General features: G+C 44.0%; 26 protein-coding genes, 1 tRNA gene, 1 other RNA gene and 1 pseudogene. 20 read left to right on the top strand and 9 right to left on the bottom strand.

All coding sequences use genetic code 11. The features are described from left to right. Positions 1–29 precede the first annotated feature (29 nt). Positions 30–359: a thioredoxin gene (gene trxA / locus A7D23_RS06140; RefSeq protein WP_019225961.1), complete on the top strand. Its 330-nt coding sequence runs from the start codon at positions 30–32 to the stop codon at positions 357–359. A 116-nt stretch (positions 360–475) separates the two neighbouring features. On the opposite strand, the gene A7D23_RS06135 is transcribed toward trxA, so the two are convergent. Together A7D23_RS06135 and A7D23_RS06130 are read right to left on the bottom strand one after the other, a co-directional pair. After that, on the bottom strand, positions 476–985 hold the full coding sequence (locus A7D23_RS06135; protein WP_019225962.1) for a flavin reductase family protein: 510 nt from the start codon (positions 983–985) through the stop codon (positions 476–478). A 249-nt stretch (positions 986–1,234) separates the two neighbouring features. Then, positions 1,235–1,516: a hypothetical protein gene (locus tag A7D23_RS06130; RefSeq protein WP_083221878.1), complete on the bottom strand. Its 282-nt coding sequence runs from the start codon at positions 1,514–1,516 to the stop codon at positions 1,235–1,237. A gap of 74 nt (positions 1,517–1,590) precedes the next feature. On the opposite strand from A7D23_RS06130, the gene A7D23_RS06125 reads away from it, so the two are divergent. Beyond that, the gene (locus A7D23_RS06125; protein WP_019225964.1) at positions 1,591–3,021 is read left to right on the top strand and encodes a hypothetical protein; all 1,431 of its coding nucleotides are present in this window, start codon (positions 1,591–1,593) and stop codon (positions 3,019–3,021) included. Then, entirely contained in the window at positions 3,018–3,320 is a 303-nt protein-coding gene (locus A7D23_RS06120; protein ID WP_019225965.1) for an EscU/YscU/HrcU family type III secretion system export apparatus switch protein, read from the top strand. Before A7D23_RS06125 ends, A7D23_RS06120 begins: the two co-directional genes overlap by 4 nt. On the opposite strand, the gene A7D23_RS06115 is transcribed toward A7D23_RS06120, so the two are convergent. Then, positions 3,317–3,631, bottom strand: a complete 315-nt coding sequence (locus A7D23_RS06115) for a hypothetical protein (RefSeq protein WP_019225966.1) — start codon at positions 3,629–3,631, stop codon at positions 3,317–3,319. The two genes, A7D23_RS06120 and A7D23_RS06115, sit on opposite strands and share 4 nt — an antisense overlap. A gap of 143 nt (positions 3,632–3,774) precedes the next feature. Here A7D23_RS06115 and A7D23_RS06110 point away from each other — a divergent pair, with 143 nt between their 5' ends. From A7D23_RS06110 to tmk, 6 genes are all read left to right on the top strand, one after another. Further along, the gene (locus A7D23_RS06110) at positions 3,775–6,492 is read left to right on the top strand and encodes a helicase C-terminal domain-containing protein (RefSeq protein WP_242836913.1); all 2,718 of its coding nucleotides are present in this window, start codon (positions 3,775–3,777) and stop codon (positions 6,490–6,492) included. An 82-nt stretch (positions 6,493–6,574) separates the two neighbouring features. Next, the gene (locus tag A7D23_RS06105) at positions 6,575–6,928 is read left to right on the top strand and encodes a hypothetical protein (protein ID WP_025205794.1); all 354 of its coding nucleotides are present in this window, start codon (positions 6,575–6,577) and stop codon (positions 6,926–6,928) included. A gap of 193 nt (positions 6,929–7,121) precedes the next feature. After that, positions 7,122–7,541: a hypothetical protein gene (locus A7D23_RS06100; protein WP_019225969.1), complete on the top strand. Its 420-nt coding sequence runs from the start codon at positions 7,122–7,124 to the stop codon at positions 7,539–7,541. A gap of 82 nt (positions 7,542–7,623) precedes the next feature. Then, complete coding sequence (locus A7D23_RS06095) at positions 7,624–7,812, top strand: ferredoxin (RefSeq protein ID WP_019225970.1); 189 nt, start codon at positions 7,624–7,626, stop codon at positions 7,810–7,812. A gap of 290 nt (positions 7,813–8,102) precedes the next feature. Then, entirely contained in the window at positions 8,103–8,897 is a 795-nt protein-coding gene (gene spo0A, locus A7D23_RS06090) for a sporulation transcription factor Spo0A (RefSeq protein WP_025205791.1), read from the top strand. 132 nt (positions 8,898–9,029) lie between these two features. Further along, a complete protein-coding gene (gene tmk, locus A7D23_RS06085; protein ID WP_083221880.1) occupies positions 9,030–9,650 on the top strand; it encodes a dTMP kinase in 621 nt (206 codons plus the stop codon). A gap of 107 nt (positions 9,651–9,757) precedes the next feature. On the opposite strand, the gene A7D23_RS06080 is transcribed toward tmk, so the two are convergent. Both A7D23_RS06080 and A7D23_RS06075 read right to left on the bottom strand, forming a co-directional pair. Continuing rightward, positions 9,758–10,294, bottom strand: a complete 537-nt coding sequence (locus A7D23_RS06080) for a spore coat protein (RefSeq protein WP_019225973.1) — start codon at positions 10,292–10,294, stop codon at positions 9,758–9,760. 132 nt (positions 10,295–10,426) lie between these two features. Beyond that, a tRNA-Arg gene (locus tag A7D23_RS06075) sits at positions 10,427–10,502 on the bottom strand. Between the two features lie 136 nt (positions 10,503–10,638). On the opposite strand from A7D23_RS06075, the gene A7D23_RS06070 reads away from it, so the two are divergent. Further along, complete coding sequence (locus A7D23_RS06070) at positions 10,639–11,496, top strand: YitT family protein (protein ID WP_019225974.1); 858 nt, start codon at positions 10,639–10,641, stop codon at positions 11,494–11,496. Between the two features lie 245 nt (positions 11,497–11,741). On the opposite strand, the gene pdaB is transcribed toward A7D23_RS06070, so the two are convergent. Together pdaB and A7D23_RS06060 are read right to left on the bottom strand one after the other, a co-directional pair. Continuing rightward, complete coding sequence (gene pdaB / locus A7D23_RS06065) at positions 11,742–12,506, bottom strand: polysaccharide deacetylase family sporulation protein PdaB (RefSeq protein ID WP_019225975.1); 765 nt, start codon at positions 12,504–12,506, stop codon at positions 11,742–11,744. 140 nt (positions 12,507–12,646) lie between these two features. After that, positions 12,647–12,898, bottom strand: coding sequence for a hypothetical protein (locus tag A7D23_RS06060; protein WP_019225976.1), 252 nt, complete (start codon positions 12,896–12,898; stop codon positions 12,647–12,649). A gap of 193 nt (positions 12,899–13,091) precedes the next feature. On the opposite strand from A7D23_RS06060, the gene A7D23_RS06055 reads away from it, so the two are divergent. From A7D23_RS06055 to A7D23_RS06030, 6 genes are all read left to right on the top strand, one after another. Next, a complete protein-coding gene (locus A7D23_RS06055) occupies positions 13,092–14,372 on the top strand; it encodes a tetratricopeptide repeat protein (RefSeq protein ID WP_019225977.1) in 1,281 nt (426 codons plus the stop codon). A 118-nt stretch (positions 14,373–14,490) separates the two neighbouring features. Beyond that, positions 14,491–15,024 (top strand): hypothetical protein, encoded by a 534-nt coding sequence (locus tag A7D23_RS06050; RefSeq protein WP_019225978.1) that lies wholly within the window; start codon positions 14,491–14,493, stop codon positions 15,022–15,024. Positions 15,025–15,102: 78 nt separating this feature from the next. Then, entirely contained in the window at positions 15,103–16,431 is a 1,329-nt protein-coding gene (gene glnA, locus A7D23_RS06045; RefSeq protein ID WP_019225979.1) for a type I glutamate--ammonia ligase, read from the top strand. Between the two features lie 204 nt (positions 16,432–16,635). Beyond that, positions 16,636–17,610, top strand: a complete 975-nt coding sequence (locus A7D23_RS06040; protein ID WP_019225980.1) for a DnaA/Hda family protein — start codon at positions 16,636–16,638, stop codon at positions 17,608–17,610. Then, positions 17,597–18,565, top strand: coding sequence for a 6-phosphofructokinase (gene pfkA, locus A7D23_RS06035; protein WP_019225981.1), 969 nt, complete (start codon positions 17,597–17,599; stop codon positions 18,563–18,565). Before A7D23_RS06040 ends, pfkA begins: the two co-directional genes overlap by 14 nt. A gap of 31 nt (positions 18,566–18,596) precedes the next feature. Continuing rightward, positions 18,597–20,738 carry a cell division FtsA domain-containing protein gene (locus A7D23_RS06030; protein WP_019225982.1) on the top strand — a complete coding sequence of 714 codons (2,142 nt, stop codon included), beginning with the start codon at positions 18,597–18,599 and terminating at the stop codon, positions 20,736–20,738. A 178-nt stretch (positions 20,739–20,916) separates the two neighbouring features. On the opposite strand, the gene A7D23_RS06025 is transcribed toward A7D23_RS06030, so the two are convergent. Further along, positions 20,917–21,285, bottom strand: a complete 369-nt coding sequence (locus tag A7D23_RS06025; protein ID WP_019225983.1) for a TIGR04086 family membrane protein — start codon at positions 21,283–21,285, stop codon at positions 20,917–20,919. A 117-nt stretch (positions 21,286–21,402) separates the two neighbouring features. Between A7D23_RS06025 and panB the strand changes: the two genes are divergently transcribed. The 4 genes from panB (at position 21,403) to A7D23_RS06005 (ending at position 25,196) form a co-directional block, all read left to right on the top strand. After that, on the top strand, positions 21,403–22,227 hold the full coding sequence (panB, locus tag A7D23_RS06020; protein WP_019225984.1) for a 3-methyl-2-oxobutanoate hydroxymethyltransferase: 825 nt from the start codon (positions 21,403–21,405) through the stop codon (positions 22,225–22,227). A 163-nt stretch (positions 22,228–22,390) separates the two neighbouring features. After that, a complete protein-coding gene (locus A7D23_RS06015; protein ID WP_019225985.1) occupies positions 22,391–22,825 on the top strand; it encodes a hypothetical protein in 435 nt (144 codons plus the stop codon). Between the two features lie 61 nt (positions 22,826–22,886). Continuing rightward, positions 22,887–23,067, top strand: a non-coding RNA gene (gene ssrS, locus A7D23_RS06010) — 6S RNA. Between the two features lie 53 nt (positions 23,068–23,120). Continuing rightward, on the top strand, positions 23,121–25,196 hold the full coding sequence (locus A7D23_RS06005) for an LTA synthase family protein (RefSeq protein WP_242871505.1): 2,076 nt from the start codon (positions 23,121–23,123) through the stop codon (positions 25,194–25,196). An 82-nt stretch (positions 25,197–25,278) separates the two neighbouring features. Here A7D23_RS06005 and A7D23_RS16015 read toward each other — a convergent pair. Beyond that, positions 25,279–25,655, bottom strand: a pseudogene (locus A7D23_RS16015) (IS4 family transposase); the annotation flags it as partial.

The following is a 25,655-nucleotide window of genomic DNA, read 5'->3' as shown; positions in this document are numbered from 1 at the left end:
GGTGATGTTAAGAAATGGAGGGATTTAAGATGGCAGGTGTTAATGTCAAAACGTTTACAGCCGGAAACTGGCAGAGTGACGTACTCAGTTCAAGCCAGCTGGTATTGGCCGATTTTTGGGCTGCCTGGTGCGGACCTTGCAGAATGATAGCTCCTGTAGTGGAAGAACTGGCAGATGAATATGCCGGTAAAGTAACCATCGGCAAATTAAATGTGGATGAGCAGGGAGAAATCGCCGAGAAATACGGCGTAATGAGTATCCCGACACTGCTGCTGATTAAAAACGGTGAAATCGTTGATAAGATCGTCGGCTTCAGAGGAAAACCGGATCTGGTTAAAGCCATTGAAGCGAAGATGTAAGCAAATAAAATAAGATCCGTATGATTAAAGGCGCCTCAAAAAATGAGGCGTCTTTCAATTTGGCTCACGTCGCTGTGTAAGTCAACAATATTTAAGTTTTTTATGCCAGCAGCTTGTTATTTAGCATAGCACTGAATGATTTCGCCGACATAAACACGGTGATAATCATTTTGCTTATAATTACTTTCAATCGCGGGATCAAGAAAATGACTTGGGTCTAAATCTTGATAATACAGCTTCTTGCATTCCAGAACGAGCCTTGCTTCTTCAAAATAGACGGATCCGGACATGCTTTCAACGGGTGTAATCCCGGTAGCGGAAGCTTTGTCCACATCTCTTCCGGAATTTGCTCCACAGAAAGATAAAGCCTTTCGATAGTCTTCTTCAAAAAACGAAAGCGTGAAAGTATCGTTTTCTTCCATAAACTGATAGGTATAACGCGAAGGCCGGACAAAACAGAAGCATACCTTTTTATTCCACAAGACTCCGAATCCACCCCAACTGGCCGTCATCGTATTATACTTTTCTATATTTCCCGCTGTGATCAGCATCCAGTCCTTTCCGACCAGTTTAAAGGAGTTATCCGTTAACTGCTCAGGTTCCACTAACTTAAATTCATTATTCATCACAATATCTCCTATTGATATTTATTTTTGTCTTATTATCCAAATAAGACGTTGGTAACCTACAATTAAGACATTCAATATTCTACTATATAAATGAACGGGATATTACATAACAAACGTGCTTTAAGCATGAGATCAGTCTGTGTGCCACAGTTCCGCTGCGAGCGGAGCACGATGCGAAGCGCGGACTTTTTAAGGATTGAGCCATCCATGGCACGCGGGTATTGTGGTATGCAGACTTCCCCCGGATTATTCAAAATTCCTTAATGCATCCAACCGTTTATTCCTAAAATAAAGCCCCGTATCAACTGCGATCAGGCAAAAATTCAGGATATATAGTATAATGACATAATCGAACGAATAAATCATCTTGTGCAGGATGCCGGATAAATAGCCGATAAGTAATACAACCAGGAAAAACAGGCTTTTTCCTTTTGCTGTTCCGGCTTTGTAGGACGAGTAGATCGAAAAAGGCCAGGCCGAACCAAAACATAGCAGCATAATCGTTTCAAAAATACTCAACACAATCATTCCTTTAATTCTAGACTACGATAATTTTTGTTTATCATTTTATTATGGTAGATTTTTTTGCGAGGGAGTCTCTAATGATCATAAACAATATCCAGAGCATTGGCAAGATTTCTCCTTTGATAGATTTTACACAATTGAAAACCGGACAGCTTCTTCCGGTGGAAATTATCAGCAGAAATGGGAACCAGGAAGGACTGATCTCCATTGCCGGGCAAAAAATTAAAGCCCAGCTGGAACCGCAGTTTCTGGAAGGTGAAAGATTTCTGGCGGTTGTCAAAGAGGTCAATACGGAAGGCGTTGTTTTGAGCCGGGTTAGTCAGAGCACCGGCCAGTTGAGCAGCTTGTCTGCGGAACAACTGTCTTCAATGATAACCAAAGGATTTGGCCTTTCAGCCGATGAAGCGGACTTTCTGGTCAACAGCATGGTCAATCAGAACACGGCAGCAGGCAGCAAGAGTGCTCCGCCTGAAATACTATACCAGGCCGCTGATAAGCTGTGGACGATTTTGCGGGAAGGAAAAAACCAGGGTAATTTATTAAGCAAGACAGCTTTCGGAACAGCGCCGCAGGAGACAAATGCCGGCGCAGGACAGGTATCCAGCCAGGCAGCCAGGCAAGCTCTTCGGTTGACCCCGGAGCAGATCACAACGATTCTAAACAGGGGAATTAACCTAACTCCTGAGATCTCTGTCATCTTGGCAAAATATCTGAATCAGCAAAACAGCAGTGTTCTTAAAACGATGCTATCGGATCAAAATTCTGCAAATCAGAGCTCAATAAATCAAAGTTCAACGAGTCAAAGTCCAGTAGATCAGAAATCCCCGCTCAGCACGCTTGCAGACCTGCTTTGGAAGATTATCCCGAAGTGGGAGGATACCAGCGGTGAGCAGTTTGAAAATATCCTGCATTATTTCAAAAGCCTGGGTCTCGAGCACGAGAATCAGCTGCTGTTTAAATTAAAAAATAATGCCGGTCAGGAAGCAGAACAAACGGAAAATGTAAAAACAATGCTCTTAAACGCGCTGGCTGAAGATTCTGCCTCTCCTGAAAAAAGCGCGCTGAAGGGCTTTCTGGATGAGATTACCGGACAGCAGATCTGGATCCAGACCGGGAATAAAGAAAATGCCGCATATTTTCTTATGCATATCCCGCTGCAAAATAACAATGAGATATATAATTGTTTGCTTGCCGTGGAGAGTTCCCGCAAAGGCCATAAGATGGATATTGAACACTGCCATCTGGCGCTGCAGGTCGAGACGGAACACCTTGACCAGCTCGGAGCCGACCTTACGCTTTACGACAACAAACTACATATCTGCCTCTTAAATGATCATCGCGAGGAGCTGAATCCACTCATTGAAGATATCTATGATCAAATCAAGCAGGGCTTCGCGGATATTGGCTTATCTTTAGAAAAAATATCGCTGAAGACCTACGATGAATTTCCCCAGTTTGCGCATTTCCTGGCCGGAAAGAACTTTTCAGGGGTGGATATCAAAGGATGAAAAGGGAAAGTCCAAGTAGTAAAAAACAAAATATGAAAAAAGCTGCTGCTCTGGCCTATGATCATGTTGGTGCTCCGAGGATTGTCGCCAAAGGCGAAGGGTATATGGCCAAAAAAATAATCGAATTGGCTGAAGAGCAGGGCATTCCGGTCCAAAATGACGACACCCTTGTAGAAGCCTTGATGCAGGTAGAGATGTCCAAAGAAATACCGCCTGAGCTTTATCAGGCGGTTGCTGAAGTACTGGCTTTTATTTATCGCTTGGACAAAATGAAGGGGACGAAAAAGGATACGCCTTAAACTGATTTTGGCTTAGTCCTTTTATTTAAATGCCTTTGGGCAAATATTTCGGCCACGCGTTCATTGCTGCCCAGCACAAGTCCATGCAGACGCCATTCCCGGAAAGTATGCCAGAATTTTTCTTCGGAGATACTGACCGTATACTTTTCGGATTCCTCGTCATGCGGCCAAAAAACATCGATCCAGAGCTTCCCCTTGTTGGTCAAAAATAGAATAAAGTGATGCAGTTCTGTATTCACTGAGGCAAGATCTCGGATCAGGATGTGAGAGCGGCCGTCGGGGAAATCCGTTCGCAAATAGATTGGCTTCATTCTTTTCCTCCTAAAATTTGTATGATTTGATTGATTTGGCACCAGTCAAGTTTTCTTTATGAATCTTCTCTGTATTTAGTTTATTAGGAATGTTATGATTTATTGTTAAGTGCGTATATTTTTTTTGAAGGGAGCTTGGCTGATTGAATCAGACTTGTGTCATCCTATCTCTAATACGTCCGGGAACTCCCTCAGAACGTGGATACTTGGCAGCTCTGCGCTTGGGAAAAGGGGTATTTCCAAAATATCTGTTGTTTTCGTTCCAGAGCGAAGGCGAAGCCCCAGGTAGGATGGAACAGCATAAAAAAAGTCTTGAAGATTTTACCCATGATGCCCTTATATTTGTTTATGAGCAGAAGAAAGTCCTGCCAGATTTAAAAAAATATTTTGAAATTAATCTGAACCAGAACGTGATTGAGGTTCAGGAACTTGCCGCAGTGTTTTTCCCGACAGTCAGCCAGCAAAGCTTAGAGGAAATAACCGATAAACTTAAGATAAAGAAACATCACAGGTTTATATCTGCGGCCCAAAAAAAGGTCCGGCTGACCCATGACCTGCTTCTGCAGTGCTGGAAAAAGGGGTTGAAGGCTGATTTGGGCTTCTTGAGCAAGTTGGAAGAATATACAAAGGGCCTTTCCTGTCAGCCTGTGCTAATCGAATTGAAAAAGGAAATCGTGCGAACGTATCCGGACAGGCCCATCCGTATTGCACCTTACCGGGGAGAGACGGTACAAAATCTTTTTAGCCCCGGTTCGGATGATTTGGCTAAAATTCCTGATTCGCCGGCTTGGGCTGTGCAGTGTTTTGGCCAGGACGGCTTACTCGCCAGCAATATTCCAGGGTTTGAAAACAGAGAGATTCAAACCGTCATGGCCGCTGAGATCCTAAAAGGGTTTACCGAAGCGACAGATGTTGTGATTGAAGCCGGTACAGGAACAGGGAAAACGCTTGCATATCTGATTCCGGCACTCTGGTGGTCCAAAAGGCATCAGCAGAAGGTGATTGTTGCGACCCACACCATCACTTTGCAGGAGCAGCTCTTCAGCAAAGACCTTCCGCTGCTGCAGAAAATCCTGCCTTTTCCATTTGAAACAGCACTGCTTAAGGGTAAGAGCAATTATTTATGTCTGAAATGCCTTTATCAGGAATCGCTGTTTACGGATTATACAACCCATGATGAACAACTCCGGCAGGCCGCATTCTTTTCCTGGGCTTCTGAAACGAAAACCGGGGATTTTGGAGAACTGCCGAATAATCAAAGCTTCGTTCCGACTTATCGAAAATTTGGCGCGGATAATCCGGCCTGTCAACCCGGAGAGTGTTCTTTTACTTCACGTTGTTACCTTTATAATGCCAGGAAGAGAGCCGAGGCTGCTGATGTTCTTGTGATTAATCACTCCTTGCTCCTTGCCGATATCAAAACGAATTATAAGATTCTGCCGGAATACAGCAATCTTATCATTGATGAAGCGCATAATATTTACCAGACTGCGCTCAAGCAACTTGGATTTGAAATTTGCCTCGAACAGATGCTGCGGCTGACGGACAATATCTATGGTGGGAAAGGCAATCTATTCGCTTATCTGAAAAGAAATCATGCTGTTTGGGCAGAGGTCTTCCCTGCCTTTAACTGGACCTATTTTAAAAGCAATCTTGAAGAGATTCCGGATCGCTGCAGGGCGGCTGCGGATCAGGCCCAAGAACTTTTCAGCATGCTGCAAAGCGTGCTTGGCCGACAGTTGAGTTTTCGCTTAGACCCTGAAAAGGTTGGCGAAGATATCCTGCAGATGATCCTGCTGGCCTCGGAAAATCTGATCATCAGGTTTAAAGGTATTGTGGAGGTGCTGGATAGAATTAATACCTTTCTGGCCCTTGAAAGTGAGCAGTTGGAAGAAACCAGATATGAGATTAGCAGAATAAAAAGTGATATTGCCCAAATCGTTGACGGATTTGGCAAGATCGTTAGTAAAAGTGAGGAAGAACGTGTAACCTATCTCGAAAAAAGCAACACAGTCTATTTAAAAAACACGCTGATCAATGTTGCTCCGTTATTAAATAAAAAAATATTCAGAAAAAATAATTGCACGGTTTTAACTTCTGCCACCTTAAGTGTCGGTGAGGATTTTACGTATTTGACCAGGGATATCGGAGTAGAACGCTATATCAGCCTGAAGCTGGATTCACCGTTTGATTATGAAAAACAAATGGTTTTCTGTGTCGTCAATGATTTACCTGTAAATCTACCGGAGGATAGGCTCGCAGAAAAGACTGCTTCATTTATTGGGAGAATTGCCGAAGAGATGAATGGAGGTACACTGGTATTATTTACTTCCCACCGGTATTTGCAGCGGGTATACCACTTGTTGGGGAATGAAGAATGCTGCCAGCACCTGAATGTGCTGGCCCAGGGGATTGACGGCACCAGGGAAGACCTTCTGCAGGAGTTTATGCAGAACAACAGCAGTGTCCTGCTTGGAACGAACAGCTTTTGGGAAGGCATCGATCTTCCCGGGGACATGCTGCGCTGTGTTATCATGGTCAGACTGCCGTTTTGGCCGCCGGATACGCCCATTCTGGAAGCGAAGGCCCGCCTGTTGGAAAGTCAGGGACTTGATCCGTTTTATGCGTTAAATTTGCCTGAAGCAATTATCCGCTTCAAGCAGGGCTTTGGACGTTTGATTCGAACGAGAGAGGATAAAGGCGTCGTGATTGTTCTGGATGACCGGATTATTAAAAAAAGGTATGGCCGATATTTTCTGCAGGCCCTGCCGATTACTTCTTTCTATCAGGGAAGTTCGGAGCGCGTCCTCCAAAAGGTTTCATCGGTTCAGGTACCCGTAATCGGCAATTCAAGAGCGTAAAGACGCAGAATATTCAGGAACTGATTTCACCCCTCATCTAACCAGTGCATATAGTAAGGCACAGGTTATTTTTTGAGGAGGAATGGAAATGGCTCAGCCGGTAGATTGGTCCAATGTTGGCGTCAGGATCGTCCAGGGATTTTATACCACCATTGATGCCGTACGGCAGCTCGATACGCAGGAAGCTGCACTTGTCATGAAACTGTTGGGAAAATCCTGTACGAAGATGATGAAAGACGGTGTCGGACATCAATTTGGAATTGCCATGATTGAAACAAGTGAAAAATTGGCGCTCACAGATAAACTGACATTTGAAGATGTTTTGAAAATGCTGACGTCAATCGTAGGAAAACTTTATTTCACGGCAAAAACTGCGGAGGAAATCGAACTAGTCAAACAGCTTGAAGATGCTGTTAAAAATTACCACGTCGTATAAAATCAGGCTGCCGCATAAATTATTCTCAAGACAGCAGTGCTGGAAGGAGGAAAAATCCTATGAAAATGTACTATATCAAGCTGCCTCAGTCCGTACTTAATCTTCTGAAAAAAATCTTCAACAAATAATTACCGGGTGTCATGAATTTCCAATTTCCCTCCTATATTATAGTAAAAGGTCTAGGAGGGAAATTATGTTATTGAACCGTTATTTTTTTATACTTGTCTGCAGTATTTTTTTTATTGGCGTCATTGTCTGGTGGCAGAATCCGAATACTGCAGTTTCAGCAATAGCCAATGGGCAAAGTTATGCAAATCCGAAGGCAGTGATTGAAGATTATTGGGAAAAGCTTGATTACAGGCAATTTGATCTTGCTTCGGCTCTGGCATCAGGACAGGCTGAAGCTACGAATAGCATACTGCAGCAGATGTTTCAGGATAATCCATTTTTAAGTGTTCAAAACGTGGAGATTCAAAACACTTCTGCGCAAAATAGTTATTTGGTTGAAATTACGACGGGGTCATCCATTGATCAAAGAAAAGTACTTACTTACCACATTATAGTAGAACAACAAAACGATGGTCTGAAAATCGTAGAGATGAGTCACGAATAGAAAATCTGAAAATCTGCATATCTTTAGTCACCTCGGGAACAATACAATCGACGATTGACAAAAAAAGTTTGGGGTGAACAACATGATTGCCTATGTAGAAAAAGAAGCCTGTATTGGATGCGGAGCATGTCCTGCAATCTGCCCGGACATTTTTGAAATGGATGATGACGGATTGGCTGTGACGCTTCAGGAACAGGTCCCGGAGGTTCTTGAAGAATCAGCGCAGGAAGCAGCCGACGGTTGTCCGACGGAAGCAATTATCATCAGCTGAAACATCATGCAGATACGGTAACTCGTCAGAACAAGACAAAACTTTAATATTTACACTGAAATTCTCTTGAAGTTCGGGACAATATGTAGGACGAAAAATAATTTGGCTTATTTTAACGAAAAAAAATAATTCTCAAATATCGCTTTTTGCAGATGGGACAGGCCTTTGCAATAAATGCCAAAATTAGAAAGTGTTCCTTATTTTTTAAGAATTCGACATCTCCGCTGATTTATAATGATACTACCGGAAAACGAACCGGGAAAAATATGATAAAGCGGGGAAATGTAGAGATGTCAAAAAAGGTAAAGATTATTGTAGCAGAGGATAATCGAAATCTATGTCAGATCCTTCAGGATTACATTTCAAAGGATGATAGCTTTGAGCTTGCTGGCGTAGCCTACAATGGACTTGAAGCTTGGGATTTGATTCAAAAACATGACCCGGATCTCGTTATTATGGATCTTGTTATGCCGAATCTTGATGGTTTGGAAGTCCTGGAAAGAATCAATGCCAGAACATCAGTCAGGAAACCCAAAGTCATATTATTAACGGCTTTCGGGCATGAAACACTGACGCATCAGGCCATGGTCATGGGGGTTGATTATTTTATCCTGAAACCATTTGACCTGGAAATTCTGGGAAAACGCATCAGGACGCTGACGCAGGATCTGGAAATCACAAATCCACCGCTGCTGCAGACTTGTTCCTCTGTTACGTCGGTCGGAAGAGGGGTCAATATCAACGTAGAAGTAACGACAATGATGCACCAACTCGGTATTCCAGCTCATGTCAAAGGATATCAATACATCAGGGATGCAATACTCATGGTAATCGAAGATGTTTCTTTACTCGGGGCGGTAACCAAAGAACTGTACCCGGCAATTGCTAAGAAATACAATACGGCTCCCAGCAGGGTGGAAAGAGGCATCAGACATGCCATTGAGCTGGCCTGGGAACGCGGACATATGGAAACGCTGAAGCGGATCTTCGGATATTCGATGAACATAGAACGTCAAAAACCTACTAATTCTGAATTCATTGCACTGCTCGCTGATAAGCTTCGGGTGATGAGTAAGGTTGGATAAATGAACGAACGAACGATCAAACGAACAAACGAACAAACGAACACTCAGTGTATAAAGATGTCTCAGAGAGGAGGCATCTTTTTATTTGCGCTGAAATAGATTACAATGAATCCTGAAGGAGTTGAAAAGATCGTGCAGGTGAAAGGAAAGTTCATTGTGCTCGAAGGCATCGATGGATCAGGCAAAGGAACGCAGATTGAGCGTCTGAAGGTATATCTTGAAACAGTACGCGGAGTAAAAACCATTCTAACCAGAGAACCAAGCCAGGGTCCGCTCGGGACAACGATCTGCCAGGTACTTTCAGGCCGGATCAACGGCGTGAATGACAACTGTCTGGCGTTGCTGTTTGCTGCCGACCGGCTTGATCACAACAACAATCTGGTCATTCCTGCTCTGGAGCAGGGAAACTATGTGATCTGTGACAGATATATATGGTCTTCGTTTGCGTATCAGGGAATGAAAAATGATGAGTCCTGGATTGGAGAAATCAACCAATATGCGGTAAAACCGGACCTTACACTTTTCATTAAGGTAAGCCCGGAAACATCGCTCAAGAGAATAGCGGCAGGCAGATTCCAGACTGAAATATTTGAAAACAGTGAGACGCTGCGGCACGTTGCAGATAATTACCAGAAGCTGTACAAACAGTGGCAAAAAAATGGGGAACCGGTTGTTGAAATCAATGGGGAAAAGGAGCCGGAGTTGGTTCAGCAAGACATCATTGCGGCTTTCCAATTATATTTTCCGGAGTAAGTGTTATTAAATTCTGAAAAGGACACAAAATATAAGGAATGCCAGTCTCTTTGAGGCTGGCATATTAAATGTATATGGAATACTAAAAAATGAATTTTACGTTGTTGTTAATGAACGATTTTTGCAATTTTGGGAAGCCAGTTTCTTTGGAGCATCAGCTGCTCCAGCCGGTAAGCCCAATCAAATCCCATGTTCAGCTCCTTGCGGAGACGATTCCCAATTTCCAGGTGATAGCTTTGATTAATGGCTGTCAATAAGGCCATTTGGCTGGAAGCGCTCATTTCCAGCAGCAGCAGCGCAATTTCCATATCACTGAAGTGCAAGTGGTCTGGGATGTCCTGGTATTCTTCCAGGGACCGTTCGGGAAACTGTATGGTTGGCAGCTTGACATCCTCGGATCGTAAAAAATCTTCACTCATTTTGACAGTTCTTTCTACCAGTGAATCGCGTGCATCTTTAAGCAGTACTCTGAGCTCCGGATCTTCAGCATGATTATACAGGGTGGTAATAATTGAGGCTTGAAAACGACCCATCAAGACAATCTGATACTGCAAACCCGCCTCAATATAATTAACAGGTTCGTGATCAATTATATTTTGAACAATGGAATTGCTTTTGGCGGTCGCTTTTTCTAGAATATTCATCGTTAAATCCTCCTTTTTATATAGTAGGTTTAACGATTTATCTGTTTTTATGCTTGAGAACAATAAAATGCCGTGAAAAATATATGATACTAAAAAAACACTGCAAGAACTTGCAATGTCTATTTTTTCTAATGGTGCGCCCGGTTGGATTCGAACCAACGACCTGCGGCCTCGGAAACCGTCACTCTATCCCCTGAGCTACGAGCGCAATAAAACTGCTTCATTACTTTACTAAATAGAATTCTTTTTGTCAAGAATAATGTTAAAGAGAGCTAAGAGCAAATTGTCGGAGAAAGCTTGGATGACCAGATTAATTGGATGACCAGATTAATTTGAGGTAAAACATGAATCTGAAAAAAATACCATGGCATTTTCTCAAAAGATTTTTTGGAATCATTATAGGCGCAGTGATTGTAGCTGTCAGCATTAATACATTGATCCTGCCCAACCAGATTGCTGACGGCGGAGTCACAGGAATTGTGATTCTGCTGCATTATCTGTTTCAATGGAATATAAGCATTCTGGTGGCCCTTCTGAATATTCCGTTATTCATTCTCGGCTACAAGTCAGTCGGCAGACAGCTGTTATATTGGAGTATCCTGGGCGTAGGGACATTATCTGCTGCGCTGAAGTTTACAGATGTTTTGGCTCCGATAACAACAGATACGCTGCTGGCCTCTATTTTCGGGGGTGTTATATCCGGTATCGGAATGGGCATCATCTTTCGCTGTCGCGGCTCATTAGGCGGCACCGATATCCTGGCGATCGTGTTGAATAAAAGAATACAATTCAGTGTCGGGCAGATCATCCTAATCCTCGATGCGGTTGTCTTTATCGGAGCTGCACTGATCTTTAGCCCGGAAATGGCCATGTATGCAATGATTTATATGTTTATCGCTACCAAAGTGATAGATCTCGTCCAGGTCGGGTTGGATTATTCCAAGAGCGTCATGGTCGTCACAGAAAAGCCGGACGAGATTGCTGAGGATATCATCCATCTCGTCGGCAGAGGTGTAACGTATCTTCAAGCTGAAGGGGCTTATTCGCGCTTTCAAAAGAGAGTGGTCTACAGTATCGTAAATAGAGCACAACTGACCCAGGTCAAAGAAATAGTCCACAAATATGACCCGGATGCTTTTGTGGCCATCGGCGATGTTTCAGAGGTCGTCGGCGAAGGGTTCCAAAGTTGGAAAGGGCATTAGTAAAGCGATTTGTAAATCCCGTCAACACAGAAACGTTTGTTTTGTTCGGGTTAGTCTCCCTAATGGATGGCCGCTTTCGGCTATTGTGCCATCCGTGGCACAAAAAGCCGCGCTGCGCAATCCATGCTCCGCTTGGTGCCGGCCATCCATTAAGGAGACTAGCCCTAACATACTAGTCTTGTAATATAAAGAGGATTATGTCGGCAGATTTAGCGAGTAAATTGAGAACGCGATACAAGTGCTCATTACAGGCTTGAACCGGGTGGACAGCTCTCCTGGGCATTGCTGAGCATCTTGCCGACTGTCACAATTTCATAGTTCTTCTCTTTGAGCATTTTCAAAACAGTGGGGAGCGCCTCGGGCGTATCCGGCGCGGAATCAGAAGCGTGGAAAAGGATAATGTCGCCGGGGGAGGCTCCTTTATTTTTGGAGCGCCCGTTCATCACATAATTGATGATTGCGTCGGCTCCGGGTCTTTTCCAATCCAGGGAATCAACGCTCCATTGGATGACTTTGTAGCCTCTCTCGTTTGCGATCGAGATGACCTGGTTGTCATAGGCCCCGTTCGGAGCGCGCAGCAGGTTGATTTTCTGGCCGCTTAAACGTTCCAGGACTTCTTTGGAAGTATCGAGTTCTTTCATGAGGGCATCAGCTGTCAAGGTGTTCAAATCAACATGACGCCGCCCGTGGGAGCCAATTTCGTGGCCGTCCGCGGCAATGCGCTTGACTAGCTCCGGTTTTGTTTCGGCCCACGGAGATGAAAGAAAGAAAGTGGCCTTGATATTTTCTTTTTTTAGGATATCCAAAATCGGCTGCACATTTTCTTCGCCCCAGCTGATATCAAAAGTAAGCGCAACCTGCTTTGTTTCGGTCTTGACGGAGTAAATCGGCTTTGAATTTCCGGTAACAACGGATACAACCTGTTCTTTGTTTACGGCCAAAACCGCAATCAGCATCAGGATCACGGTCCCCACCGCCAGCTTTTTTCTGTTCACCACAAAGACGCTCATTGTTTATCCCCCCTTAGAACCATGATTATTCCGGGGAGCCGTAAATCATGTTAAATATAAAAGAAGGTGTCGATAAAGACGCCTCCTTTTATATTTAAAGTTTAAATGTCCGATATTATCCACCGTGTATCGCGGTGGCATTATTTTGGCCAGCGAACCCCAAAAATGATTTCCAGCAGATCGACCTTGAAAATGATTCTGAGGAGCAGGTGTAATACCAATAAAGAAATGAAAATGGCCACGGCAACCTTGATAATCCAAAAGCCGATACTCAGGATGATGCCGAGCAGCGGTTTTAATACCAGGTAGGCCAGATAAATGCAGAGTATGAAAATCAGGACTTTGGCGATGATCCAGAGAATATTTTTTGAAGATGGGCTTTTTGTGCTCATTACAATCCCTCCTGCAGGATGATTTACTTCATTTTTTCAAGAGCAAAAACATTCATAGCACCGATTTGCTCCCTTAGATTCAGTATAGCATATTATAGACCAAATGAAGTTGCCCCAACTCATATATTGTAAAGAAAATTCAGGTATTGTGAAGAAAATTCATATATTTTGATGAAAATTCAGGAGGGATACCATGGAGACCACACTGGAAGTATGGAGGAAGTATCTGGAAAATGGAATCAAATGCTTGGGTGAAGGAAACACTGAAGAAGCTGAAAAAAGTCTGCAGATAAGCCTTCTCGAGGCTGAAGCGCTGGAAATGCCGGTGATTATCGCTTTTTCCCAGCGCTTGCTAGCAACGGTCCAGGTGAAAAATAACAAATTTAATGATGCCGAAGCTGGATTCCGAAGGGCACTGGTCTACTGCAAACAGCTGCATAACAATAAGGGGATTGCTGAAGCCAGGGCCGGACTGGCGAGTGTTTATTTCAGCCAGGGGAAGAATGCCAAAGCCATTTATTTATATAAGCAGGCTATCAGGGACTATCCGGGAGAAGCATCATCCCTGCGTTTAGCGGCCTTGTACTCCGATCTGGGCCAGGTTTATATAAAAATTAAAGAGTGGCAGGCTGCAGAAGAGAATTTTCTGCATGCCGAGAATCTCTGCCGGAAACATGGTTATCTGAGTGGGGAGGCAGAGATCAACCTCTGTTTGGGAGAAATCTATTACAGTCAGGCGCAGAGAATTGCGGCGCAGAAAAGATTTTATCATGCCGCGAAGATCTATGCCAGGTTAGGCGAACAAGTTTCTCTGGCTAATGCGCTGCAATATATCGCCTTCTTGTACTTTGAAAAAGACAGGTTGCCGGAAGCCCTGCTTTTGCAGCAGAGAGTTGTCGCGCTGTATTTGAAAAACGGCCGTGATCCTGAAGTCAGTGAAAGTTATTTCATGTTAAGTAATCTTCTTCAATGTTTGAAATTGCTGGATGAAGCAATCAGCAGCCTTGAGTTGTCCATTCAATACCATCAAGGAAGCGAATTCGGCTTTGCTGTGCGCTATTACAGTCTGGCCATCCTGTTGATTATGAAACAGGACTACTCGGAGGCGAAAAAACAGTATCTGGAAGCTCTGAAGTATTTTCAGTTCTTTGGTGACAGCTCCAAGATCGGCGAAATCAGCGAGGAATTAACATATCTTATCCGCTATGAGGATACTTTATTTCAGGAGAATCTGTACAAACTGCTCGGCAAAAGGTTTTATGACGAGCCGGAATTGCCGAAAGGAGAAGCGATGTTAAAGCTTGCCAATCTTTTGATGAAGAAAGGCAAAAATATGGAAGCGCTACGCTGCGGCTGGATCGCGCTGGTGTACGCCAGGTCGCTGCAGGATGAAACAAAAGAAATTGAGCTGCTGATTCAGGATTTGTCCCAGACTATCAGATATCACAAAAAGACCTCCCGATTTTATCGGTAAAATCGCTTAGAACTTTCAGAATGTAATTATACTTTCTGATATACCGAAAAAGGACTGTGAAAAAAATTGGGAATAGGTTAGAATAGATTATAAGCCAAAATAAGGTGGAGATGTTCACTTGAATCATCATGATCAGGTTCTGCTTGAAAGCTTTGAACGGATTTATTGTCTTTTAGAAAAAGAAACCCAAAATTTAACGGAGATCAAGTCGGCCTATGCCGAAAAAATTCGCCAGTGGGAGGATGAAATCAAAGCGTATGCGATGATGATAGAGGAAATCTCCTTGCCGGCCAGGTTTATTCTTGAGCATATCCTGTCCCTGAAATTTAAGTCCGGTCAGATGGCGGTGGAAGCTGAGAATATCACCCAGGGTTTCTCCGGAATAGGGGACATCCTCGTGGAAAAATTTGGTATTATCAAGATCTCCACAGGAAATTTACAGCTTAGCTGGCGCGATGAACTGTATAATTACTTATTTTATCCTGATAAGGTGGAATTGCGGACAAACGACGAAAGGACGACGATTAAACTGTTTTTTTCGCAGCAATTTGACGGGAAAGATATTCAAAGATTTTCTGCGGTTACGGAAAGCCGTCAGTTGTTATATATTCACCCAGCATTGAAAAAGTATTTAGAACCATGTCAACCATAAAATTTAAAATATAAGATTTATGGTTGACATGGTATTGTAGGAGTAAAAATTTTAAACAATTGAAGGGAGCGCTGAGAATTGAATTATACGAAAGAAGATGTCTTGCGAGAGGCGTATGAAAAGGGCGTAAAATTCATGAGACTTCAGTTTACCGATATTTTCGGAGTATTAAAGAATGTCTCTATTCCGGTAGAACAACTTGAGAAAGCCCTGGACGGAGAAATGATGTTTGACGGTTCTTCCATTGAAGGCTTTGTGCGTATTGAGGAGTCGGACATGTACCTGAGACCCGACCCTGACACATTTGTCGTCTTCCCGTGGAGGCCTGCTGAAGGTGGGGTAGCGAGACTCATCTGTGATGTCTATAATCCTGACGGGACGCCATTCAACGGTTGCCCCCGCAATACACTAAAAAAAGTACTGGCAGAAGCCTCAGAAATGGGTTTCAAATGTTACATAGGACCGGAGCTGGAGTTTTTCCTGTTCCATGTCGATACTGAGGGCAGACCGACCCTGATTACCCATGATAAAGCCGGTTATTTTGACATGACACCGGTTGATTTAGGGGAGAGTGCCAGAAGAGATATGGTTCTGGCGCTGGAACAGATGAATTTTGAAATTGAAGCCTCCCATCATGAAGTTGCTCCCGGACAGCATGAGATTGACTTCAAATATGCCGATGCCTTGGAAATGGCTGATAAAATGGTCACCTTCAGATTTGTCGTCCGGACGATTGCCCAGCGGCACGGACTGCATGCGACATTTATGCCGAAACCGATCTTTGGGATCAATGGTTCTGGAATGCATGTCAACCAGTCCTTATTCAAAAATGGCAAAAACGTTTTCTATGATCCGGAAGGACCGATGAACCTTTCGAGCGAAGCGTATCATTATATTGCCGGCATTATGGAGCATGCCAAGGCTTTCACAGCGATTACCAATCCTACGGTCAATTCGTATAAAAGGCTCGTTCCGGGCTATGAAGCACCCTGCTATATTGCCTGGTCGGGCCGCAACCGGAGTCCGTTGATACGTATTCCGGCCAAGAGGGGTTCTTCAACCCGTATTGAATTAAGAAGCCCGGATCCTTCCTGCAATCCTTATCTGGCTTTAGCGGTCCAGATTAAGGCCGGACTGGATGGGGTCAAACGGAAACTTAACCCGCCCGAAGCCGTTGATTTGAATATTTTTGCCATGGATGACAGGCAAAGAAAAGAGATGGGGATTGACTCGCTTCCCGGAGATCTCAAAGAGGCTTTAACGCTATTAAGCAATGATGAAGTCATCAAAGATGCCCTTGGCGAGCACATCTATTCCCGATTTGTTGCAGCAAAGACCGAAGAATATGACAGCTTCCGCATCGCCGTGCATAAATGGGAAATCGACAGATATCTCGAAATATATTAGCCAGAGCACGTGTAATGATAGATGGCTAAAATTGTCAACCTAGGCAAGGGTTAGGGATATATTCCTTAACCCTTATTCTTCCCTGGTACCGCGTTGCTGAATTATGGTAGCTATCCTGCTCCGCCTAAAGCGGAACTGTGGCCCTCCATGACACTAACATAAAAAATTGGTGAGTAAGTTTTCTCGCAGGGGGTATTCTAAACAGTGTTTATCAGCCAGTTCAACCAATTAGCTTTTCAATACATAGAGAATTATGAAGTACAAAAGGCGCCCCCGGTTACGATAATTGCCGGCCAGGAAGGACTGGGCAAGACTCAGCTACTGAATTGTATCCTGCAAAAGATGAAACCGCAAAAGGTGAAGATTGTCCTGATCGATGCGGATAAATTCTCTAAGAAATTTGCGTTTGCGGCCCAAAATGGCAGCCTTAACAGCTTTCGCCGTTCTGTGCGTTCCAATGACCTTTTCCTGCTTGATAATATTAATGTGCTGCAAGGAAAGAAGAAAACGCTTGAAGAACTGTTCCATACAGTAGATACCATTCTGGCTCAAGGCGGAAAGACGGTCATTACATATCAGGGCAGTACACCCAACTTTGACTTTTTGAACCAGCGGTTTGCATCAAGGCTTAAAAGCGGATTTTTCCTCTATTTAAAGGACCCGGCAGCCGAGGAGCTCGAGCATTTCATCGCATATCGTCTTACCGGAGATTTGTTTCAGGAGATCCGGCCCTGCCAGCCGGCGCTTCTTTCCGGTATTAAAAATATGAAGCAGGCTGTAAAGATCGCTGAACAGCTAAAAAAAGACATTCAGCCGACAAACTTTGCGGAGGAGAAAATCCATGTACCTCAGTCCGAAAAATTATTTCACCTTCCCGGCATCGGAGAACAGGCCAATCTCGTCGTTTCTATCGTTTGTGAATACTGCGGTTTGGAAAAAGACAAAGTCCTGGGAAGTACGAAAAAAGGGGAGATTGTGGAAGCAAGGCAGATGGTGTATCTCCTGCTGCATGAGATATTTCAGTACCCCTATCGCGATATTGCATCCTATTTTCGAAAAAACACCGGCAGTCTGACAAATCAGTCTGAAAAGATACGGGAGAGAAAACAGGTGTTGTTTGAAACTTTATGTAAAAAACTGTATAATGCTGAAAAGGAGAGATCTTATGGGCGCGGATAGCAAGGTTGCAGTTTTAACCAGCGGAGGGGATGCTCCCGGAATGAACACCGCGATACGGGCGATTGTTCGCAAGGGCATTTACCATGATCTCCGGGTATATGGGGTTTTCCATGGTTATGATGGGCTTCTGCGCGGTGAAATAAAAGAAATGGAGCTGGGCTCAGTTGCAGATATTGTGCATCGCGGCGGAACGATTCTGAAAACTGCCAGATGTGAAGAAATGTTTACGGCTGAAGGCCAACGTCTGGCCGCGGACCAGCTAAAGGCCAAAGGAATCGAAGCACTCGTGGTCATCGGCGGAGACGGTTCTTACCGCGGAGCAAAAAAACTTGCTGAATTGGGTATCAAAGTCATTGGCGTGCCCGGTACGATTGACAATGACATTGCCGGAACAGATTCAACAATTGGCTTTGATACGGCGGTGAACACCGTTGTCGAGGCTGTAAGCAAATTAAGAGACACCGCTTCGTCCCATGAACGGACTTTTCTTGTCGAAGTCATGGGCAGAAACTGCGGGGATATTGCCCTCCACTCAGGACTCGCGATTGGCGCCGAATCGATCCTGACGCCCGAAATCCCTTTTGATCTTCAAGAAATTAGTGAGAAACTGCTGCGGGGATATCGGAGAGGAAAAAATCACAGTATTATTATTTGTGCTGAAGGAGCAGGGGATATCCGTGAAATTGCTTCAGGCTTAAAGAATTATTCCGGATTGGAAAACCGAGTGACGATTCTCGGCCACATTCAACGCGGAGGAGCACCCTCGGCAGCCGATTCTTTGCTCGGAGCAATGATGGGCGGCAAGGCCATTGAGGCACTGATGGAGGGAAAATCTGAGGTGATGATCTCACATTTTCAAAATGAGATTGTGGACAGGCCACTGGAACTTGCTTTTAAGGAAAAGAAAATGTTTAACCGTAAACTCTATGAGCTGGCTAACGAGCTGGCTATTTAACGATATATAACTTTGCGAGGTGGGAAGAGAAGTGGAGACTGTTTTTGCCCTTGATATCGGCACCAGGGTCGTTATTGGACTTGTGGTGCAAAAGAGTGTATCGGGATATGAAGTCATAGCCAGTGCGCGAACCGAACATACGCAAAGAGCCATGTATGACGGACAGGTTCACGATGTGAACGAAGTCGCTAAAGCCGTGTCATTTGTAAAGCATGAACTTGAGCATAAACTAAACTGCAAATTGACAAAAGTGGCTGTGGCTGCAGCAGGCAGGGCGCTTTGTACCGAAACAGCGACGGTCACGAGAGAGGAAGTTCTGCCGACACACTGGGAACAGGAAGAAGTCCTGGCCATGGAAATGGAAGCTGTCCAAAAGGCCATGAAGAAAATCTCAGCTGAAGAGACAGATAATATCCTATTCTACTGTGTCGGATACAGTACGGTGAAGCAGCTGCTCGAAGACCAGCAGATTACAACGCTGGTCGGGCAGAGAGGGAAAAAAGCAGAAATTACGGTTATTTCTTCGTTTTTACCGAGAACGGTTGTCGATGGCCTTATTGCAGTTTTAGCAAGGGCGGGACTTGAGATGGCCAGTTTGACGCTGGAACCGATTGCCGCCGGACTGGCCGCAATTCCCGGAGATATGAGAAGACTTAATCTGGCCCTCGTGGATATCGGGGCAGGGACTGCAGATATTGCGTTTACCAAGGAAGGCACTTTCTTTGCTTATGGAATGGTGCCCATGGCCGGCGATGAGGTCACAGAAGCAATCTGTTCCAATTATCTGGTCGATTTTCAGGAAGGCGAAAGGATTAAAAAACAGCTGAACGGGAACGATCCAAATCCAAACAGCCTGATTGACATCGTCAATTTCTTCGGTGCCAGGTCCTCCGTCACACGTCAGGAAATACTGGATGTCATTAAACCGACCGTTCAGGTGATTGCCGAAAGGATCGGCGGAGAAATCCTGCTGCTGAATAACAGCTGTTCGCCCCAGGCTGTGATCATGGTCGGGGGAGGTAGCCTTACTCCTTTAATGGGAGATATTTTGTCAAAGGTGATTAATCTTTCCCGGGGTAGAATCGGCATTCAAGTCAGGGAAAGGTTGTCCGCGGTCTCCGGCCAGGAAGAAGATTTGTTTGGTTCGGATGTCATTACGCCGATAGGAATTGCAATTTCCGCGCTGGATAATAAAGGTCTCCATTATTATGCAGTCAATGTGAATAACACGAATATTCCGTTGTTTGAACTGCAGCTTGCTACAGTGGCGGAAGGGCTTCTCGCAGCAGGCATCCAGCCGAAAACGTTTTTTGGACGTCCGGGATCGGCGCTGATCTATAAGCTAAACGGTGAGATTCAGGTTATTAAAGGAGAGTTGGGAAGTCCAGCGGTGATTACAGTCAATGGCCAGTCGGCCAAGCTGGATCAGAGGCTTAGTCAGGGTGACATGGTCACCTTTAGGCCGGGTCATTCCGGAGAAGATGCCAAAGCGCAGGTCAAAGATGTCATTTCCCGGCCCACAGCGAAGAAGATTATCTGGGATGGCAAGGAAGAGGAATTCAATCCGTTCATCTATCTGAACAATAAACCGGCAAATGAAGAAGACTGGCTTGAGGATGGCTGCAGCCTGCTTGTAAAAATGAATGAAACGCTCTATGATTTACTGGCCATGAAAGGCATTAATATCAATAAAATCAACAAAAAGAAAATCAAAGTCAACAACCAGCCCCGGGAACTGGTATCGGATCTGGAGATTATCGTCAATGGTCACGCTGTAACCATTGATTGTGTTATTAATAACAACGACCGTATCGATATTCTTGAAAAAAAAATATTGATCAGGGATTTGGCGCTGGAAGCCGAACCGATGATTTTTACGGTTAACGGAGAAGCGTTCAGTTTACCGCCGTTTGAAGCAAAGATCTACTGCAAAGGAAGGGTCATTCAGGAAGATGAGCCTATTGAAGACGGTATGGAAATCAGAGTGGAAGGTTTTTCGCGCAAGCCCATTTTGTCGGAACTATTTCCGTATATCAATCTTGCTGAAAACTCAATTTCGGGCGGAAAACTGGAAATGCAGGTCAATGGCAGTGAAGCTCATTTTACGACCGAGCTGAATCAGGGAGACCGTATTATCGTCAACTGGATCAACAAATTTGCGCTCGCCAGATAAAAAAAAGAAAACCCCCAGCTGGGGGCGATAGGCCAAGGGCCTAGGTGGAAAGAGTCAAGGAGTATACACCCAGCAGTATAGTGGGAAACAGCCGTACTTGTCCCGTTTTTTCACCCAACAGCATGTTCTGGAGGGTGAATAGTTCAGGAGAGTGGTTTAACGCACTACATGGACCGCGTTATTTCTTCATCACGGCTCCGATACTCCCACCGATCGCACCCGCTATGGGACTAATCAGGACTTTCTCGAGCAGTATTTTCCAAGAAGGATCACCCGCATAGAAAATGTAATAAATCAATATAGTGACCACAAAAAAACCGATTCCGACAGCCAGTCCGTACAGAAGTCCTCTTGCTCCGGATTGATACGCAATGTAAAAACTGGCGATGAGTACTCCAATTCCGGCAGCGAGCAGTGAGTAAAGGAAAGATTCCTGCACCGAAGTAAAAAAGTAGACCAGACTCAGAACAACGGTCAGCAGAAATGAAATGACGATGGCCAGCGCTATACCTTTGGTAACTAACGACAGCTGAAACGATTTTGACATACGGCAGCCTCCCTTTTCTCCAATTTCTGTACACCATATGCTTGGCCCATATAACTTATGACTTAAAAGCTTAGACAAAGTTTGAAATAAAGAAGGTTTAGGGAGAAGGCGATCACGATGAAAAAAATGATTCCAGATTTTAAAAAGATGAGCGAACAGGAAAATAAGATCACGATGCTGACAGCCTATGATTTTCCAACGGCACGAATCATGGAAAAAGCCGGCGTCGATGTAATCCTTGTGGGTGATTCGCTTGGGATGGTCGTCTTAGGATATGACTCAACCGTTCCAGTGACAATGGAGGATATGCTGCATCATGCCAAAGCTGTCCGCCGGGGTGCTCCAAATACTTTCATGATTGTGGATATGCCTTATCTGACCTATGCGAGGCCTGAAGATGCGTTGCGCAATGCCGGAAGGCTGATGCAGGAGGGCGGAGCTGACGCTGTTAAACTCGAGGGCGGGGAGGAATACCGCGAGATTGTCAGCTTTCTGACCAAAGCCGGGATTCCTGTTGTCGGGCACATTGGTTTAACGCCTCAAACGGCCGGCCTGCTGGGCGGATATAAAGTCCAGGGAACAGAAATACACAGCGCTTCCAAACTTTTGCGTGATGCCGGGATGCTGGCTCAAGCCGGTGTTTTTATGCTGGTCCTGGAAGCAATACCGGCGCTACTCGCGGCAAAGATCACACAGTCGATATCCGTGCCGACCATTGGCATCGGTGCTGGGAATCAATGCGACGGCCAGGTCCTGGTTATTCATGACATGATTGGCGCTTCAGACAAGACTGTACCGACTTTCGTCAAACAATACGCAATGATTGAACCCCTGATCGTTGATGCTGTTCAAAAATATTGCGAGGAAGTCAAAGACAGAGCGTTTCCTTCCGACAAACATTCTTTTTCCATGAAGCAAGAGGTCTTAAGCAAGCTGACCTAACAGACAAATAATTTATTGATTTTTCGAAATAGTTTAGCAGGCTTAATATTATTCTTAAAAAATTAATATATTTTTACAATTTAAGTGAAAATAATCATTAATTTATGATATAATACAATAAACTATTTGGTTGTTTTATTTTTGCTTGGAAGGATGAATAACATTGAAGCTGAAAGATAAGACGTACAATAAGTTCTTGGAATTTTTCGAGAAGGTGTCCAAGAAACATGAAGAAGATCAGTTTGAGATTGCCTATTCCGAAATACAACGTGAAACAGGAGTAGCAAGTATTACCCTGAAAAAAGCGCTGAAAGTGCTGGAAGACGACAAGGTTATTGAAATTAACCAGGGCAGAAATACCCGATACGGCAAGATCAGGTACTTAAATAAATTGAATTCCAATTCAAAAGATCCCGCTAATAGAACAAGAACGCTTGCTTTAGTGGATGATGGAACGGTGAATCCAGGGACACTGCATCAAATCAAGAATATGTCCAGTCTCGTCGAACAGCTGCGGCAGAGGGTGCGTACCCAGGAGATGACGATCTCTGTGATTTTGGACAGACTTGCTGATTTAGAAGATAGAGTGCATCGCTAAAACATATTGGTTTTCCAGTTGTTTCTAGAGGATTTTTCTTCACCCCGGTGTTATAATAGCTATGATGCTGCTCTGTTTGTATGGACTATCATGGTTTTGATCCTATTTTTTTCTCGGGAACTGAGTAGTGGCAGCTTGTGTACATCATGCTTTGTAAAAAGAAGATGGAAAGATCTGTCCAGGTTCCCACCTGCATGTGCAGGGTCAGAAAACCAGATGTCTAACGGCAAAGCGGGAAGAGGATGTCCAACGGACATCCTCTTTAAAATTTATGAGGAATTCTATGGAGGAGAAAGTGTCTAATTCTAAATTTCTGGCTATAATTCCGTTAATGGTTTTAATATTGTTTGAGACGGTCTCACGCGGAAGTCTCGCCGATACGCTGGTCTGGTCCGTACACTATCCGAATCAATTCATTGCCACGTATGCCATGCTGTTTGGACTGATTAATGCTTTTTATCTTTTGCCCCGGCGTTTGTACCTGTCCATTGCAGTAGTCATTCTAACCGGCCTTTCCTTTATTGCACTGGTCAGCAGGGAAAAACTACTCCTAAGAGGAGAGCCTTTGCTGCCCTGGGATTTAAACCTTGGGAAGGAAGCCGCGAATATTTCCCAGAGCTTTCAGGATATGCCGATCGCTTTTATGTTGGGACTCGTGATTTTGCTCATCGCTGCGATCATCATGATCATTCGTTACATACCAAGAGAAGAGTACCTTTCGGCTCAAAAAGTCCCCATTGCGGTACTGTCTTTTCTCTTGCTGTTTAATCTGGTTGCCCATACTTCTATGCAAAAGACCTTCAACTGTCGGCTTGTAAACTGGAGCCAGCAGTCCAATTATGAAGAAAATGGCTTGATTATCGGCTTTATGATGAATTATAAAGCCTATTCGGATGATGCTCCGGCTTCTTACCAAAAAGAAAAAATTGAAAAGATTATTACTCAGACCAAAACTGATTACACGGTTGATCCGGATTTCACCCCAAATGTCATCTATGTGCAAAGTGAAGCTTTCTGGGATCCGACGCTGATGAAAGAAGTAAGCTTCAGCGAAGATCCAATTCCGTATTTTCATTATCTGCAAAAAAATTATTCAGGCGGAAAGATGGTTGTTCCTGTCTTTGCCGGAGGAACGGTGAATACAGAGTTTGAGGTTCTAACAGGATATTCCTGCCAGTTTCTCCCGGCAGGGATCATTCCGTATGTCCAGTACGCAACCAGGGATATGGATGCCCTGCCCGCGATTTACAAAAAGCAGGGCTATGAGGCTACGGCAATTCATACTTACCATAACTGGTTTTACCGCCGCAATATTGTTTTCGAAGAGATGGGATTTGACAAATTTATCAGCAAGGAATTTTTTACAGATCCTGAGAAGAAAGGAACTTATATCCGCGATACGGAGCTTACGAAGAAGATTCTGCAGCAGCTTGGACAGAATGATAAACCCGATTTCATCTATGCGATTTCGATGCAGGCTCATGGACCCTATGCGGAGAAACCTAATGCCGGAAATACGATTCAGGTCCAGGGTAACTTTTCGGCTAAAAGTAAAACCTTGCTGGAGAACTACGTGAATACAATTTCCGATGTCGATCAGTCCCTGAAAGCTTTGATTGAAGGTCTGAAGAAGATTGACGAACCAACGATTGTCGTTTTTTACGGAGATCATTTGCCCTTGCTTGGCAATAGCTCGGAAGTATACAAAGAGGCTGACTTTTTTCAGGACCGGAATAATTACAGTGATTATTTAAACAAATATACGGTGCCCTTTATCATCTGGGATAATTTCTCGAGCCCGAAAGATAAAGAAAATATCCGTATTTCCTCGAGCTTTTTGGGGCCTTACATTCTGGAAAAAAGCAAAAAAGAAGGAAATACCCTGACGGATTTTCTTTATTCCTTATATGAAAAAGGGTCGGACGTTATGACCGCTGCGCTTTATCAGCAGAATGAAAAAATCACCGAAACAGAATCTGCAGACTATGAAATGCTGCAATATGATTCGCTGATTGGCAATGCGTATGCCTATGAGCTGGAACCACGGGATAAACCAGTTCAGAATGCTTTGTACCTGCTTGGAGAACGTTTTCCCAAGATCGAAAAGGTCCTTCGCCTGAGTGAAGATGTGATTCAGGTTCAAGGAGAAAACTTCCTACCGGATTATCAGATTTATATTGATGATACCCCGGTTAAAACGAAGTATGTAAGTAATACTGTCTTAACAGCCACTTTGCCCAAATCAATCCAGAATGAGACTGAGCCGGTCAAGCTTCTTTTAAAGATGATCGACAGCCTCAATAATGTTATTTCAGAATCAAATACGTATTCATTCTCGCGTGCGGATGGTGCCTCCATCAATAATAAATAAGTATAAGTAGAGCGTATTTTAAATAAATGACTCAACTTTCCCACCATTAAATAATGGTTAAAGCCATGATTTTTCTGACACATCAGGTTGCAAACAACAATCGTTCTTTGAAAGACCGTGGAATAGTGCTAAGAAAAGTATCCATAATCATATTGGCTAATTCCTGGCTTATGACAGGAAAATTGCTTAGAACACGCCTGAGAGTGTCGATTAACAATACTAATGCTTGAGAAAGTTTGAGATCTTCCATTTCATCACTGTAATAGTAAAATAGTTCTCCAATTGTCCTATCATCCTGAGTATTTCTGCTTTCAACTGCTAACATAATGTATCTTAGAAATACGATGGATGTTGCGGCTACCTGAGCATCATAGTTTCGTCCTTGGTATTCTTTAGCCAGAGCCAAATACGACTTGCATACTTTGAAGAAAACTTCTATGTCCCAGCGTTTGCCGTAAA

Source organism: Dehalobacter sp. TeCB1 (assembly GCF_001707455.1).
In the GTDB taxonomy this organism is placed as follows: Bacteria; Bacillota; Desulfitobacteriia; order Desulfitobacteriales; family Syntrophobotulaceae; genus Dehalobacter; species Dehalobacter restrictus.
Note: the sequence above shows the minus strand (reverse complement) of the source record. Positions and strands in the feature narration are given on the sequence as shown.